The sequence below is a fragment of the Kineosporia corallincola genome, assembly GCF_018499875.1.
Classification (GTDB): Bacteria; Actinomycetota; Actinomycetes; order Actinomycetales; family Kineosporiaceae; genus Kineosporia; species Kineosporia corallincola.
The window spans coordinates 236,536-251,912 of sequence record NZ_JAHBAY010000002.1; the positions used below are offsets into that span (position 1 = coordinate 236,536).

At 73.4% G+C, this 15,377-nt stretch carries 12 protein-coding genes; 9 read left to right on the forward strand and 3 right to left on the reverse strand.

The window, feature by feature from the left end; translation table 11 throughout:
* Positions 1–96 precede the first annotated feature (96 nt).
* The 4 genes from KIH74_RS05250 (at position 97) to KIH74_RS38370 (ending at position 4,609) form a co-directional block, all read left to right on the forward strand.
* Complete coding sequence (locus KIH74_RS05250; RefSeq protein ID WP_214154618.1) at positions 97–1,236, forward strand: sensor histidine kinase; 1,140 nt, start codon at positions 97–99, stop codon at positions 1,234–1,236.
* Positions 1,236–1,907 (forward strand): response regulator, encoded by a 672-nt coding sequence (locus tag KIH74_RS05255; RefSeq protein WP_214154619.1) that lies wholly within the window; start codon positions 1,236–1,238, stop codon positions 1,905–1,907. Before KIH74_RS05250 ends, KIH74_RS05255 begins: the two co-directional genes overlap by 1 nt.
* 107 nt (positions 1,908–2,014) lie before the next feature.
* Positions 2,015–3,052 carry an NADPH:quinone reductase gene (locus KIH74_RS05260; protein ID WP_214154620.1) on the forward strand — a complete coding sequence of 346 codons (1,038 nt, stop codon included), beginning with the start codon at positions 2,015–2,017 and terminating at the stop codon, positions 3,050–3,052.
* Between the two features lie 6 nt (positions 3,053–3,058).
* On the forward strand, positions 3,059–4,609 hold the full coding sequence (locus KIH74_RS38370) for a GGDEF domain-containing protein (protein WP_214154621.1): 1,551 nt from the start codon (positions 3,059–3,061) through the stop codon (positions 4,607–4,609).
* 13 nt (positions 4,610–4,622) lie between these two features.
* Here the strand turns inward: KIH74_RS38370 and KIH74_RS05270 are convergent, their stop codons facing one another.
* Positions 4,623–6,125 carry an FAD-binding oxidoreductase gene (locus tag KIH74_RS05270; protein ID WP_214154622.1) on the reverse strand — a complete coding sequence of 501 codons (1,503 nt, stop codon included), beginning with the start codon at positions 6,123–6,125 and terminating at the stop codon, positions 4,623–4,625.
* Between the two features lie 207 nt (positions 6,126–6,332).
* Between KIH74_RS05270 and KIH74_RS38375 the strand changes: the two genes are divergently transcribed.
* The 4 genes from KIH74_RS38375 to KIH74_RS05290 all read left to right on the forward strand — a co-directional run bounded on the left by KIH74_RS38375 (position 6,333) and on the right by KIH74_RS05290 (position 11,570).
* A complete protein-coding gene (locus KIH74_RS38375) occupies positions 6,333–7,805 on the forward strand; it encodes a GGDEF domain-containing protein (protein WP_214154623.1) in 1,473 nt (490 codons plus the stop codon).
* Positions 7,806–7,910: 105 nt separating this feature from the next.
* Entirely contained in the window at positions 7,911–9,527 is a 1,617-nt protein-coding gene (locus KIH74_RS38380) for a GGDEF domain-containing protein (RefSeq protein WP_214154624.1), read from the forward strand.
* Positions 9,524–11,065 carry a GGDEF domain-containing protein gene (locus KIH74_RS05285; RefSeq protein WP_214154625.1) on the forward strand — a complete coding sequence of 514 codons (1,542 nt, stop codon included), beginning with the start codon at positions 9,524–9,526 and terminating at the stop codon, positions 11,063–11,065. The genes KIH74_RS38380 and KIH74_RS05285 overlap by 4 nt, the downstream gene beginning before the upstream one ends.
* 16 nt (positions 11,066–11,081) lie before the next feature.
* A complete protein-coding gene (locus tag KIH74_RS05290; RefSeq protein ID WP_214154626.1) occupies positions 11,082–11,570 on the forward strand; it encodes a GNAT family N-acetyltransferase in 489 nt (162 codons plus the stop codon).
* Between the two features lie 97 nt (positions 11,571–11,667).
* Here the strand turns inward: KIH74_RS05290 and KIH74_RS05295 are convergent, their stop codons facing one another.
* Positions 11,668–12,135, reverse strand: coding sequence for an SRPBCC domain-containing protein (locus KIH74_RS05295; protein ID WP_214154627.1), 468 nt, complete (start codon positions 12,133–12,135; stop codon positions 11,668–11,670).
* A gap of 175 nt (positions 12,136–12,310) precedes the next feature.
* On the opposite strand from KIH74_RS05295, the gene KIH74_RS05300 reads away from it, so the two are divergent.
* Positions 12,311–13,885, forward strand: a complete 1,575-nt coding sequence (locus KIH74_RS05300) for a hypothetical protein (RefSeq protein WP_214154628.1) — start codon at positions 12,311–12,313, stop codon at positions 13,883–13,885.
* Between the two features lie 65 nt (positions 13,886–13,950).
* Here the strand turns inward: KIH74_RS05300 and KIH74_RS05305 are convergent, their stop codons facing one another.
* Entirely contained in the window at positions 13,951–15,213 is a 1,263-nt protein-coding gene (locus tag KIH74_RS05305) for a multidrug effflux MFS transporter (RefSeq protein WP_214154629.1), read from the reverse strand.
* Positions 15,214–15,377: the final 164 nt, after the last annotated feature.

The window sequence follows — 15,377 nt, forward strand, 5'->3', positions numbered from 1 at the left end:
GCGCGGCGTCCTGAGGGCTCGTGGCCCGGCCGCCCGTCGCGTCCGGCGGGGCCGGCTCGGGTGACTCGGGCGGTCGGCGCTGGGCTGAATGCCGCCGTGCCTGCGCTGATCGTCTTGTTCACCGTGGGCGTGGTGCTCGACAGCACGGACCGGGGACCGCTGCGCTGGTGCGGGTTGCTGGCCGGGTCGGCGGCCGGGATGTCGCTGTACCGGCGGCACCGGAATCCGGAACGGGTGCTGGTCCTGAACCTACTGCTGGGCGCCGTGAGCCAGGTGATCGCGCCGGAGGCGCTGTTTCCCTATGCCGCGCTGGTGGCCCTGTGGACGCTGACCGCCCGTCGTCCCGTCGTCCGGTCGCTACCCGCGCTCGCCGGGGTGATGGGACTGACGTTGCTGGTGCTGCCCTCGCACGTGCACGTGCGTGCCAATGTGGAGTTCGCCGTCGTGGTGGCGGCGACGGTGTGGGCTCTGGCCTTCGCGCTACGCAGCCATCGGCTGATGATCGAGCAGGCCGCCGCGCGCAGTGCGGTGGAGGAGCAGTCCCGCCTGGCCCGCGACGTCCACGACGTGATCGCCCACGGGGTCTCGGTGATCGTGGTGCAGGCCGCCGCTGCGGACGACGTCTTCGACACCCACCCCGACCGTGCCCGTCAGGCCCTGCGCTCGATCGAGGCCACTGGCCGGGACGCCCTCACCGAACTCCGCACCCTCCTGTCTCGCGACAACAGGTTGAAAAGCGAAGCGGATGCGGCGAACACCACTCCACAACCGACGCTGGAGCGCCTCGGTCCCGACGTGATCGGCCCCCTGGAGGCGGCGGGTCTGCGGGTCGCGGTGCAGGTGCAGGGTGACCCGTCGAGCCTGCCGCCGGGGGTCCAGCTGAGTGCGTTCCGGATCATCCAGGAGTCGCTGACCAACGTGCTGCGGCACGGCGCCGGTGCTCCGGCCCGGGTGCGGGTGACGGTGGGCGAGCGAGGGCTGGAGCTGCTGGTGGACAACGTGTGGGTGCGGGACGGCGTGGTCGACGGCGCGGTGGAGGGCGAGTCGGTGGGGGGCGCAACGGTGGACGCCGGACGCGCGGGTGCTGGTTCGGTCCCGGGCCGGGGGATCGCCGGGATGCGGGAGCGGGCCGCCCTGGTCGGGGGCGTGCTGGAGGCGGGCCCGGTGGAGGCCGGGCCCGGGTGGCCGGGCGGTTTCCGGGTCAGCGCGCGGCTTCCGGTGCGGGGGCGGGTCTGATGACGGCCGCGGCTGGGCGTCCGGTGCGGGTGCTGGTGGCCGACGACCAGGAGCTGGTACGAAGCGGCTTCGGGATGGTGCTCGACGCCCGGCCTGATCTGGAGGTCGTGGGCGAGGCGGCGGACGGGGCCCAGGCGGTCCGGCTGGCGGGCGCGCTGAAGCCGGACGTCGTCCTCATGGACGTGCGGATGCCGGTGATGGACGGTCTGGAGGCCACCCGCCGCATCGTCGCGGCCGGACCGGGCCCGCGAGTGCTCGTGCTGACCACCTACGACGTGGACGACGCGGTGCACGCCGCGCTGCGGGCCGGCGCGAGCGGGTTCCTGCTGAAGGACGTGCGCCCGGCCGACCTTGCCGAGGCGATCCGGGTGGTGGTGCGGGGGGACTCGCTGCTGGCGCCGTCGGTCACCCGGCGCCTGATCGACGAATTCACGGCGCTGTCGCCCGGCGGCCCGCGGCCCGATCTGAAGGTGCTGACCGGGCGCGAGGTGGAGATCCTGCGGCTGGTGGCGCTGGCCCTGTCGAACGCTGAGATCGCCGGGCGGTTGTGGATCACCGAGGCCACGGTGAAGTCCCACGTGTCGGCGGTGCTGCGCAAGCTCGGTCTGCGCGACCGGGTGCACGCCGTGGTCGCCGCCTACGACGCCGGCCTGGTGCACCCGAAACGCTGAGACCCCGGGAAGAGCGAGACGCCGGGAAGAGGCGGACGCGGGAACGGGTTCGCACGGGGGGGCCGGACAGTGGCGGGATACACCGGGAACGACGGGGAGCCAAGGGCGTGAAGGCGATTGTGTACACCGAGGCCGGGGACTCCGGGGTGCTGGCGGTACGGGAACGGCCGGTCCCGGAACCGGGTGCCGGGCAGGTCCGGGTGCGGGTGGTGGTGTCGGGCGTGAACCCGACGGACTGGAAGAGCCGCAGGGGGTCCAGCACCCGGGAGCGCACCGCGCGTGAGTCGGTGCCCAACCAGGACGGCGCCGGCATCGTCGACGCCGTCGGCCCGGACGTGCGTGACCTGGCCGTGGGCGACCGGGTGTGGATCTACCTGGCCGCCCCCGACTACGGCGTCACCGGCACCGCGCAGGAGTACACCGTGCAACCGGCCGGGCACGTGGTGAAGCTGCCGCACGACGCGTCCTTCGACCTGGGCGCCTCGCTCGGCGTGCCGGCGCTGACGGCCCACCGGGCGCTGACGGTCGCCGAGGACGGCCCGTCCGCCCTCGCACCGGGCGCGCTGGCCGGACGGGTGGTGCTGGTCGCGGGCGGGGCCGGGGCGGTGGGGCACGCCGCGATCCAGCTGGCCCGCTGGGCGGGCGCCACCGTGATCACCACGGTCAGCGGCCCGCACAAGGCCGCACTGGCCCGGGCCGCGGGGGCCGGGCACGTGATCAACTACCGCGAGGAGGACGTCGCCGCGCGGGTGCGGCAGATCGCCCCCGACGGGGTGGACGTGGTGGTCGAGGTGGCGCTCGCGGCGAACTGGGCGATCGACCTGGCGGTGCTGAAACCGCGCGGCACGGTGGCCGTGTACGCCAACGACGGCGGTGACGCCGTGCGGCTGGGCATCGGTGCGGGGCTGGTCGCCAACGCGCGTCTTCAGTTCATCCTGCTGTACACGGTGGGTGCCCGGGTGCTGGCGGACGCCGCGCGGGACGTGGCGGCCGCGGTCGCCGACAGGGCGCTGCCGGTGGGGCAGGAGCACGGTCTGCCGCTGCTGCGGTTCGGCCTCCACGACCTGGCCGCCGCCCACGACGCGGTGGAGAGCGGGGCGGTCGGGAAGGTGCTGGTGGACGTGGCGACCGAGCCCGAAGGGTGACGCACCGTGCCGGCGGGCTGGGCCGGACGGGTCGACCTCGCCGGTGATGCTGTCGTCCCGGTGACGGGCGACGACCGGTGGGTCATGGTGAAGCCCGAGGCGCGGAGCCCGGGCCTGGTGGGCCTGGGAGTGCTGACGGCCGTCTCGGTGCCGCTGGCCACGCTGCCCTCGTTCTCCGAGAAGGTCTCGGCCGTCACCTACTTCGTGTCGTTCTGCCTGTGCCAGGTGCTGACGGTCGCGGCCGTGCGGCGGATCCCGGCGGCGCAGCGCGGCCCGTGGAGCCTGATGCTGGTGACGGCGTCGATGTGGATGCTCGGCGAGATCTGGGCGCTGGTCGCGACCTGGCGGCAGAGTGACGCCTACCCCACACCGGCCGACATCGGCTACGTGGTGGGCTACGCGGTGCTGGCGCTGGCCGTGCTGCGCCTGGACCGGCGGGACGCGACCACGCTGCGGGCCGGGCCGCTGCTGGACGCGGCGATCGTGACGCTCAGCGTGGCCACACTGACCGTGGTGTTCGTGATCCGGCCGATGGTGACGGACGCGTCGGAATCGCTTCTGGTACGGACGGTCTCCAGCCTGTACCCGCTCATCGACGTGCTGCTGGTGTACCTGGTGGCGCGGCTGCTGGGCAGCGGCCGCACCCGCAGCCGGTCCCTGATCTGGCTGGCGGCGGCGATGCTGTGCACGTTCGTGGCCGACACCGTGATGAACGTGCAGGCCGTGGCGGGCCACTACTTCCACTACCCGCCGCTGCTGAACCTGCTGTGGCTGCTGTTCTACCTGTTCATGGGGTTCGCGGCGCTGGAGGCCGGGCGTCCCCGTCAGGCCTCCCGCCCGGTGCGCTGCGACCGCGGTGACGGCGACCTGAACGTGCCCCGGCTGGTGGTACTGGCCGTGGCGGCCATGCTGCCGTCGCTCGTGGTGGTCAGCTACGGCTGGTGGACGCAGGCCGACCTGATCACGAGCGCCCAGCTGGGTGCCGGGTCGGCGGTGCTGATCGCCCTGGTCGCCGCCCGCATCTGGGGCCTGATCACGCAGTTGCAGGCGCAGGCCCGCCAGCTCGACCGGCTGGCCGCCCTCGACCCGCTGACCGGAGTGGCCAACCGCCGCACCTGGGACGCCGAGCTGCCCCGCTTCATGGCACCGGAGGTCCGCGCCGGGGAGGAGACGGTGCTGGTCGCGCTGCTGGACCTGGACCACTTCAAGCGGTTCAACGACACCCGCGGCCACCAGGCGGGCGACGAGCTGCTGCGCGCGGCGGCCGCGGCCTGGCGCGACGCCCTGGGCGAGGACGGGCTGCTGGCCCGCTGGGGCGGCGAGGAGTTCGCGGTGGTGCTGCGCGCCGAGGACGAGAACTCCGGCCTGAAGCGTCTGGACGGACTGCGCGCGGTGGTGCCGCAGCAGCAGACGGTGTCGATCGGCGTGGCCCGCTGGGACGGGCAGATGCCCGCCGACGAGCTGATCCGCGTGGTCGACCAGGCGCTGTACGAGGCCAAGGCGCACGGGCGCAACCTGATGTGCCGGGCCGAACGCGACCAGCTGCGCGCGGCCTGAACCGGGACCTCACTCAGGCGTTGCGCACGTTCTGCCGGAAGTCCAGGACGCCGGAGGGGTCGTACTTCTTCACGACCTTCTTCAGCCGCGCCAGGTTCTTGCCGTAGTAGGCGCTCGCCCAGTCCTGCTGCCCGTCGTTGAGGTAGTTCACGTAGGAGCCCGGGCCGGTGAGCGGGGTCAGGGCCTGCTGCACCGCGAGCACGGCCGGATCACCGCTCGCGCCGGAGGTGTAGATCTGCACCGAGGCCAGGGCCTTGCGGTGCACGAAAGCCGTGTCCGTGGGCGCCAGATCGGCCACCTCGCCGCCCAGGGAGTCGAACAGCAGCACCAGGCCGCGCCGCTGCGTCATCAGGTCGGTCACCTGCTGGGCGTTCGCCTCGGTCAGGGTGCCCTTCAGCACGCGGGAGGCGGCCCGGAAGCGCTCGCGGCCGGTGCTGGTCCCGGCGAAGTACCGCATCGCGTCCAGATAGGTGTAGCTGCGGCTGCGGTTGACGGTGGGCTTGCTGCCGACGGCCGCGATCAGGGTGGTCAGGTGCGGGGGCAGCTTCGCCGGGGTGCCCACGAAGGTGCCGACGATGCGGTGGGTGGGCAGCGGATCGGTGGACGACGCGCTGTTGACGTGGCACACCGAGGTGATGGCCTTCGGGGCGCTGTCGATCCACCGGGTCCACGCGGCCAGGGCCGCGACGGTGGCCTCGGGCGGGAAGGCCAGGGAGAACACGGTGACGGTGGGCGCCGCCACGGTGCTGAAGGTCAGGTCGGTGACCACGCCGGTCTGACCGCCGCCGCCCCCGCGCAACGCCCAGTACAGGTCGTCGTGGTGCCGGGCGTCGGCCAGCACCAGCTCCCCGTCGCCGGTGACCACGTGCGCGGACCGCAGATGGTCGCAGGTCAGGCCGTAGGGGCGGGACAGCACGCCGATGCCCCCGCCGAGGGTGAGGCCGGCGACACCGACGGTGGGGCAGGAGCCGGTGGGCAGGGCCCGCCCGTGCGCGGCCACGGCCGCCTGCACGTCGGACAGTCGCGCACCCGCCCCCACCTGGACCGTCCCGTCGTCCTTGACCAGGATCCTCCTGGCCCGGCTGACGTCGATCACCAGCCCGCCGTCGGGGGTGGAGTACCCGGCGTAGCTGTGGCCGCCGGAGCGGGCGGCGACCGGGATGCCGTGCCCGCCGGCCCGGGTGATGCAGCGCTTCACGTCGGCGCGCCCGGTGACCCGGGCGATCGCGGCCGGGGCGCGGGTGCCGAGGGCGGCGTTGAATGGCAGCGCGGCCTCGGCGTAGCCGGCGTCACCGGGCAGCAGGAGCGGCCCGTCCAGTGCCCGGCGCAGCGCCGTCCAGTCCACGGCGTCCCCGCCCGTGCCGGCCCGGGCGGTACGGGCGAGCGCCGACATCAGCCCGGCGGCCCCGGCCACAGCCATCAGCGTGCGCCGGGTGACCGGCCGGCCCCACCCCGCGGCCGCGCTGCCCGCACCGTTCGAGCCGTCCGGTGTCTGCTGTCCTGACTGCGTCTGCATGGCTTCTCCCCGCCACTGCCCGGTCCCGAGTGGTCCCTTCCTGCCTCAGAGACGTTCGATGCCGTGGACCACGGAAAAGTTCGACGAAATTCTGCCCCAGGGTGCGCGGGAATGTCCGCACGACACCACGGCGTCAGCGATTGCGCCGCACGGATGACGCCCACGGGTTCACCTGTCGCTGTGAGTGATGGCGCCGACACGTGGGGTGTGGGAAATGTGCGTCAGCTACCGCCGTCCGTGCGGATCGTGGCCGGCCTCGCCGGCGCCGCCGTGCCGCTCGCCGCGCTGCCCGCCGTCGGCACCGCCGCCTCCGCGACGCTCGACGTGCTCGCCGTCGCCCTCGCCGCCCTGCTGACCGTGCTGGCCCTGCCCTCGATCCCGGCACCCGCCCGCCCCGCCTGGCGGATGCTCGCCGCCTCGCTGCTGATCTCGCTGGTCGCCGAGGTCCTCTTCCGCTGGTTCCAGTTCCTCGACTCGACCCGCTGGCCCACCCCCGCCGACATCCTCTACTGCGTCTCCTACGTGCCGCTGATGCTGGGACTGCTGCGCCTGGACCGCCAGCGCGGGCGCCGCCTGCGCCTGGGCGGCCTGCTCGACACCCTGATCGTGACCGTCAGCACCGCGGCCATGGCCACGGTCTTCCTGATCCTGCCGATGATCTCGGCCGGCCTGGTCAACCGCGCCGGGCAACTCGTCAGCACCGTCTACGTGCTCTACGACGTGGTGATCGTGTTCCTCGCACTGCGTCTGCTCGGCGCCGGGACCACGGCCGTTCGGCTGCTGGTGACCGGCCTGCTCTGCCTGTTCGCGGGCGACGTGGCGGAACAGGTGATGGCCGCCCGCACGTCGTCCATCATGTTCCCGCGCTGGATCAACCTGCTGTGGCTGCTGTTCTACCTGGGCATCGCGCTCGCCGCCGTGTCGGCCGCCCGCACCCGCCCGGCCCGGACACCGGCCCGCACCCCCGACCTGCCCGCGCTGGAGGGCATGCAGGTCAGCCTCCGGCGGCTGCTGGCGATGACGGTGGCCGCCGGGCTGCCGACGGTGATCTTCCTGCTGCCCGGCGAGCGCACCGCGGTGGAGGGCATGGCACTGGGGACGGCGGCGACCATCCTGCTGGGCCTGGTGCTGACCCGGTTCTGGGACCTGCACCGCCGGCTCGACCGGCAGACCCGCGCACTGGCCGCGATGGCCGCGACCGACCCGCTGACCGGCGTGGCCAACCGCCGCACCTGGGACGCCGAGCTGGCCCGGCTGCTGAGCTCCCCCACAGGCTCGGGAACAGGCTCGGGGACAGGTGGGAACGTGCTGATCGCCGTCCTCGATCTGGACCACTTCAAGCGGTACAACGACACGCACGGGCACGGCGCCGGTGACGACCTGCTGCGGGAGACGGCCTGCGCCTGGGCCGGGGAGATCGGGGCGCGTGGCGTGCTGGCCCGCTGGGGCGGCGAGGAGTTCCTGGTCGCGCTGACCTGCCGCGACCTGGACGAGGGACAACGCGTGCTGGAACGGTTGCGGCCGCTGGTGCCGGACGGGCAGACGGTGTCGATCGGGGTGGCGCTCTGGGACGGCGCCGAGGGTGCGGCCTCGGTGCTGCGCCGGGCCGACGGCGCGCTGTACGAGGCCAAGCAGCGCGGCCGGGACCGGATGGTCGTGGCCGGCCTGGTCGCCGCCTGAGCATGCCCTCACCGTGCGTGATGCCGCGCGGGGCGAACTGATCCGAACCGGTTCTGCTGGGCGGGATCCGTGCGTGCCCGGCCGGTCGCGGCCGAGGAACCGGGAGTGACCGCCCAGCCCTCGCGCACGCCCCCGGGCGAGCCCGCGCACGAGGGACCCTGGGCGCGGGCGACGCTCCGGGCCGCCGGGCTGCTGGCCACCGCCGTGACCGTGCTCGCCGTCGCCGGGCCGCTCCTGCTGGCGGCGGGCCCGGACGCGCTGCTGCTGGGCGGCGTGGTGTCGGCCGGCTGCTGCGCGGTGTTCCAGCTGCTGGCCGTGCGGCGCCTGCCGGCACACCGCCGGGCGCCGTGGCAGTGGCTGCTGGCCGCGTGCGGGCTGACCCAGCTGGCCGGGGTGACGGCGCTGCTGCACCGGCTGGGCGGTGAGAGCGGCTGGCCGGCACTGGTGGACGTGTTCCTGGTGCCCGCCTACCTGGCCACCGCCTGGGGCGTGCTGGGCGTGGACGCGCAACGGCACCGCCGCCCGCCCCTGGGGGTGCTGCTCGACGTGGTGGTCGTGGTGGCCGGCGTCGGGGTGCTCAGCCTGACCTTCGTGGTGCTGCCCCTGGCCTCCGACACCACCCGGCCCCCGGCCGCCCGCGCCGTCGCCCTGATCTACCCGGTGCTCGACCTGCTGCTGCTGTTCGTGCTCGCCCGGATGCTGGCCGCGGGCCGTCCCGGCCGGGTGGCCGGGTGGCTGGCCGTGGCGCTGCTGTGCGCGGTCGGGACCGACACCGCCCGCAACGTGACCGACCTGACCGATCTGGCCGGCCCGGCCCAGCTGACCAGTTCCGGACCGGTGGCCTGGGCGGCCGTGGCCCGCTCGGCGACGGGCCTGTTCACCGGGTTCGCCGCCGTCGGCGCGCTGCACGACGACGGCCCGGCGGCACCGCGCCGCGACCTGGGCCTGACCGTGACCCGGCTGGTCGTGCTGGCCCTGGCCGCGGGCCTGCCCTCGGTGGTCCTGATCGTGCGCAGCGCCACCGGCCAGTACACCGGCTCGGTGCTGCTCGGCGTCGGTTCGCTGGCCCTGCTCGGGCTGGTGGTGGCGCGGATCTGGGACCTGCTCCAGCAACTGCGGCGGCAGTCCGACGAGATGGCGCGGATGGCCCGCACCGACCCGCTGACCGGCGTCGCCAACCGCCGCTCGTGGGACTTCGAGCTGGCCCGCGCGATGGCCGCCGCGCTGCGCGAGCGCTCGGTGCTGCTGGTCGGGCTGCTCGACCTGGACCACTTCAAGCGCTACAACGACACCCAGGGCCACCAGGCCGGCGACGACCTGCTGCGCGAGGCCGCCCGGCAGTGGAGCCTGGGCCTGGCCGGCCACGGCCGGGTGGCGCGCTGGGGCGGGGAGGAGTTCGCCGTCCTCGTGCACGCCCGCGACCCGGACACCGGCCTGGCCACACTGGACGGTCTGCGTGCCCTGGTGCCGTTCGGCGAGACCTGCTCGATCGGCGTGGCCCGCTGGGACGGCACCGAGGATCCCGCGGTGCTGCTGCGCCGGGCGGACGAGGCGCTGTACGCGGCGAAGAACGCCGGGCGCGACCGCACGGTGCTGGCCGCCGACGTGACGAACGACGAGGCGAACGGCGCGACCACGAACGGCACGATCACGAACGGCACAACCATGGACGACGAAGCCCCGGACCGGGCACCCGTCGCCGGTCGCGGGGGGCCGCCATGACCTGGGAAGGAACTCCCGAGCACGTACGCCGCATCGGCCTGGCCATCCTCGGCGGCATGGCCACGCTGACCGTGCTGTCGCTGTTCTGGGAACGTGAGGGCAGCGACGCGATGGCTCGCACCTACCTCGTCTCCACCGCCGTGAGCTCCCTGTTCCTGCTGCTGGCCGTGCTGCGCGTGCCCCGCCCCCGCCGCGGGCCCTGGCTGTGGATCATGGCCAACATGGCCCTGTGCCTGACCGGCGAACTCGTGCTCGGCTACTACCAGCTCACCGGCGACGACCGCTGGCCCACCCCGGCGGACGCGTTCTTCCTGACCGCCTACCTGGCCACCGCCATCGGCGTACTGGGGCTCAACCGGCAGCGCGGCGGCCGCCCGGCCTTCGGGGCGGTGCTGGACGCCCTGATCGTCGCCGTCGGCGTGGGCGTCCTGGCCCTGGTCTTCGTCGTCCTCCCCCTGGCCTGGGACACCGCCCAGCCCCTGGTGGCCCGCACCGTCGGCACCCTGTACCCCCTGCTCGACGTCATGCTGCTGTTCCTGCTGCTGCGGATCTTCGCGCACGGCCGGCCCGGCGCCGCCGTGTCCTGGGTGGCGGCCTCGATGCTGTGCACCCTGGTCGCCGACACCGCGCAGAACCTGGTCGAGCTGACCAGCGGCGGCAACGAGTTCGCCGTCTGGATGAACGTGGTCTGGGCCTGCGCCTACCTGTTCATGGGCTTCGCCGCCGCGGCCTCCCGCCGCGACCCCGGCCCCCGCCCCGCACCCGACCCGGCCACGACGGCCGAGGCCGGGCTGACCGCGCCCCGCCTCGGCCTGCTCGCGTTCGGCGCCGGACTGCCCTCGGTGGTGGTGATCGGCCGCGCGGCCAACGGCGTGCACGACGGCGCCACCTGGCTGGGCCTGGGCTCCCTGCTGTTGCTGGCCATGGTCGTCACCCGCATCGCCGGCCTGCTCGCCCAGCTGCGCCGGCGCTCCGAGGAGATGGCGCTCATGGCCCGCACCGACCCGCTGACCGGCGTCGCCAACCGCCGCTCCTGGGACTTCGACCTGGACCGCGCGATGGGCGCCACCCGCACCGGCGGCGGCCACCTGCTGGTCGCGCTGCTCGACCTGGACCACTTCAAGCGCTACAACGACACCCAGGGCCACCAGGCCGGCGACGACCTGCTGCGCGAGGCCGCCGGCCGCTGGCACGACGCCCTCGGGCCGCACCCGGTGATCGCCCGCTGGGGCGGCGAGGAGTTCGTGGCCCTGGTGCACTGCGCCGACCCGGAGCAGGGACGCCACCGCCTGGACTCCCTGCGCCGGGTCGTCCCGCACGGGCAGACCGTCTCGCTGGGCATCGCCCGCTGGGACGGCCAGGAGGACGCGACCGGCCTGCTGCGCCGGGCCGACACCGCCCTGTACCTGGCCAAGGAACAGGGCCGCGACCGCAGCGTCAGCGCCCCGCAGCCGGCTGCCGCACCGGCCCTGGACACCCGGGGGCCCGGCCGATTACGGGAGGGGATGGCCACCGTGAGAGGGTCTGCCGGTGATTAGGACGATCGATGCGGGTATGACCGACGGCCGCGACCGGCCGGTGACCCTGCGCGGGGTGGGCGACGAGAACTGGCGCGACATCGCGGACGTCGTGCCGCGCGACGACCAGCGGGACTGGGTGGCCACCTCGGCGGCCCGCTACCTGCTGCTCAGCCTGCGCGAGGGGGTGTGGACGTCGCTCGGCGTCTACGCCGGCGACCAGGTGGTGGGCCACATCATGTGGGCCTACGACGAGGACGACGACCGTAACTGGATCGGCGGCATGCTCGTCGACGAGCAGGAGCAGGGCACCGGCGTGGGCCGCGCCGCCCTGCTCACCCTGATCGGCTACCTGCGGGAACTGCCCGAACCGCACGACATCCGGCTGTCGGTGCACGACGACAACACCGCCGCCCGCAAGCTGTACGCCTCGGCCGGGTTCGTGGAACTCGACCGGGACGAGGACGGCGACTGGACCGCCGAGCTCGTCCTGTCGCCGCCGGAGGGCGGCCCGCACGAGGACTGAGCCACGAGCGCGCCGCTCGTGGCCTCGCCCCGTGCGGCCTGCGGGGGAGGGGCTGCTCACTCCCCGAGCGCCGACCTGATCGGACTGATCGGCCGGCTCAGCTGCGGGCGGCCTCTTCGCCCAGTCGCCGCAGCAGGTCGCGGGAGCCCTGCTCGGCCCCGAAATCCTCCACGTGGCGGCGCTTCTCCTCGGCCGAGGGGAAGTACGCGGTGAGCGTGATGCGGGTGTGCGGGCCCCGCGGTTCGCAGTGCAGCACCGAGCGGAACGGTGCCAGCCCGAACTCCTGCGAGCCGGTGCTGGTCCAGATCACCCGGGTGGGGCGGGTCAGCTCGTCGAAGACGTAGAGGTTGGGGTAGTCGGTGCCGTCGGGGCCGTGCATGACCACCTCGAAGCGGCCGCCCTCGGTGAAGTCGAACTCCCGCACGGTGCTGCGGAATCCGGACGGCCCCCACCACTCGTGCACGCGGGCCCAGGCGTCCCACAGGGCGGCGGGGGAGGCGGGCGCGTCGTGGGTGGTGCTCAGCGTGTGCTGCGCCGCGGGGGAGGGCGCGTCCGTCGAGGTCACGGAGCGAGTCTAATCGAGAGCACTCGGTGATCAAGAGACGGCACAGCCTGTCCAATTCGATAACAGGCTAGAAGCAACCTCAGAATTCACCTCAACGAATCGCCTGGACCGCAACACCCCTTCGGCCCGGAACGTCACGATGGCGACAGGTTCTCGGTGTCTGAGGGGAGTGGACGTGCGAATCTTCGGACGGCGCGGAAGACGGTGGTACCGGCGGCGGGGTCGCGGTCACGACGGTTACGGTTACGACGGGTACGGCTCGGGCGGTGCCGTGGCCGGCACGGTGGTGTGGCTCGTGGTGGTCGCACTGGTGCTGGCGTTCTGCTGGTGGGCATTCCACGGCACGTTCTACGCGGTGCTGCGCACGGTGTGGGCCTCCACGATGTGGAAGGTCCTGATCCTCGGGAGCGTCGGTGCCTTCGGGCTCGCGGTGGTCGGGTCCCGGCGCCGCGACTACGGGGGCGGTGATGCCTGGGCGCTGTTCCTGGTGGTCTTGTTACTGAGCCCGTTCCTGGGGGTCTGGGGCGGGTACCACCGGGCGCAGCAGCTGTCGGAGTCGATCGAGATCACCGGGGGTGCGCAGCCGGAGTACGAGTGGCGCACCCCGTGGGTGGTGGCGGCCAACTCGGTGGTCAGCCGGGCCGGCAGTGTGGTGGGCACGTTCGACGAGGACGCCACCACGTTCCTGCCCGCCACCGGCGCCTACGTGACCCCGGTGCGGGCGCGTGGCTGGATCAAGGGATTCAACCAGATCGTGGTGCAGACGCCCGGTGAGAACACCGTGGGCACCTGCGACTTCGACGCGCAGGTGCCGGTCGCCCGGGGCTGGTTCCAGTACAACCTGCGTCGCGCGCTGTCGTTCGTCGGGGGCGACCTGATGGCCGACCCGCAGGACGTGTGGGCGTACTGCGACGGCGACAAGGGAGTGATGGTGGTGCCGGTCACCCGGTACGCCGGTTTCCCCGAGCAGCATCCGGTGCCCGGCGGTGTGGTGCTGTTCGACGGTCACAGCGCGGTGCTGCACAAGGACGTGAAGGCCGGCGAGCTGCCCGGCCCGGTGTACCCGATCTCGCTGGCGGCCCGGCAGCGGGAGGCCTCGCACGCGCTGAACGGCTATCTGGACCGGCTGTTCCGGCGCAGTGGTTACGAGACCGTGGAGTCGGCGGACGGCCCGGACTCCGGCAACGAGTCCGAGTTGCTGTTGCGGCGCACGGACGGCTCGGGCTGGGACTACGTGACGGCGCTGACGCCGCGCGGGACGTCGAAGTCGGTGGTGGCGGTGGCCACGATCGCGGCGGACGAGGTGCACGCCGGTGACCTGAACCGGCTGACGGTGCACAAGCTGGCCTCGGCCCGGCAGGGCAACGTGACGCTGTCGAACGCCATCATCGCGGCGTTCCCCCAGCTGAACTGGAACGCCAACCAGCTCTCGCTGACCGAGGTGGTGCCGACGTCGAACGACACCTGGACCGCGTCGATCACCAAGTCCACCACGGTGACCCGGCTGGTCGAGATCGCCGGGGACGGCTCGATGTGCCTGACCTACCTGAGCGGTGAGCAGATCGCCTGCGTGGACGCCGGTGGCGGCAACGCCGGCACGGACAACGGTGACGGGGGCACGGGGGACGACGGGGACGGTGAGGGGACGTCCGGCGATCTGGGCGGCCTGAGCAACGAGGAGCTGGCGCAGTTGCAGCGGCGGGTGGCCGACGAGGTGGCCCGCCGGCTGTCCGGCGACGCGGGGGAGTAGCCGCGGGTGAACCAATGGTGGACGACGAACAGCGTTCGTCGTCCACCATTTTCGTGCCCGCGTGATCAGGCCTGCGCGGGGGCGGCACGGCGGGCGACGATCATCGAGATCAGGGCGATGGTGGCGGCGACGAGCATGACCACGGCGAGGGGTCCGGCGGTGTCCTCGCCACGGATGCTGACCAGGGGCGAGACCACGGCGGCCAGGCCGAACTGGAGGGCACCGAGCACGGCGGAGCCGCGTCCGGCGGAGTGCCGCACGTACGACAGGGCCAGCGCGGTGGCGTTGCCCATCACGAAGCCGAGGCCGGCGATGCCGGTGAACAGCGGCACGGCGAGCCATCCGGCCGGGACACCGGTGAGCACCAGCAGGCCGAACACCACGGTGGAGGCGAACACCGTCACGATGCCGACGCTGAGCAGCGCGGCGGGGGAGCGGGTGGCGGTGAGGTTGGCGGCGACGGCGCTGACGACCATCAGGCCGAGGGCGTTGACGCCGAAGGCCAGGCCGTAGGTGACGGTGCCCAGGCCCATCATGTCCTGGTAGAGGAAGGGGCTGGCGGAGATGTAGGCCATCATCACCGCGAAGCCGAACGCGAACGCGAAGGTGTAGGCCAGAAAGCCCTTCTGGAGCAGGCTCTCGGCCGGCTGCCCGGTGGCTGCGCCGGTGGTGGTGGCTGTGGTGCCGTTCAGGATGCGGGGATGGGTCTCGCGGATCACCAGCAGCACGCAGACCAGCATCAGCCCGGCCAGCACGAGCACGACGGTGAGGATGCCGCGCCAGCCGATCGGGTCCACGAGGAAGCCGCCGACCAGCGGCGCGACCACGGGGGCGACGCCGCCGACGATCATCATCAGGCTGAAGGCCTGGGCGGCGGCGCGGCCGTGGGCGAGGTCGGAGATGACGGCGCGGCCGATCACCATGCCGGCGGCGCCGCCCAGGCCCTGGGCGAGACGGGCGGCGATGAGCACGCCGACGCTGGGGGCCAGGGCCGCGACCGCACTGGCGACGACGCACAGCACGGCACCGGCGATCAGCGGCGGACGGCGGCCGAAACGGTCTGACAGCGGCCCGAACACGACCTGTCCCACGGTCATGCCGAGCAGGAACGCGGTGAGCGTGAGCTGGACGGTGGTGGTGGAGGTGCTCAGGTCGTCGGTCATCCGCGGGAAGGCGGGCAGGTACAGGTCGGTGGCGAACGGGGCGACGGCCGACAGCAGGGCGAGGACCAGCAGCACCGGGCCGCTGACACCACCGTCCTGGGCGGGCCGGGCGGGTGGGGTGGTGTGCGCCGCCTGCGGGGTGGTGCGGGTGGATTCCTCTGTCACGATTCTCCCTTCAGAGGTTAGTTATGAAAACATAACTGATGCTGGTGGGCCAAACTGGGGCCCGTGCTGGGCGGTGCTGCCGTGCGGCTGTGGGGGAGCAGGGCTGTGGGGGAGCAGGGCTGTGGGGGAGCGCGGCTGTGGGGGCAGGGCTTTGGGGGCAGGGG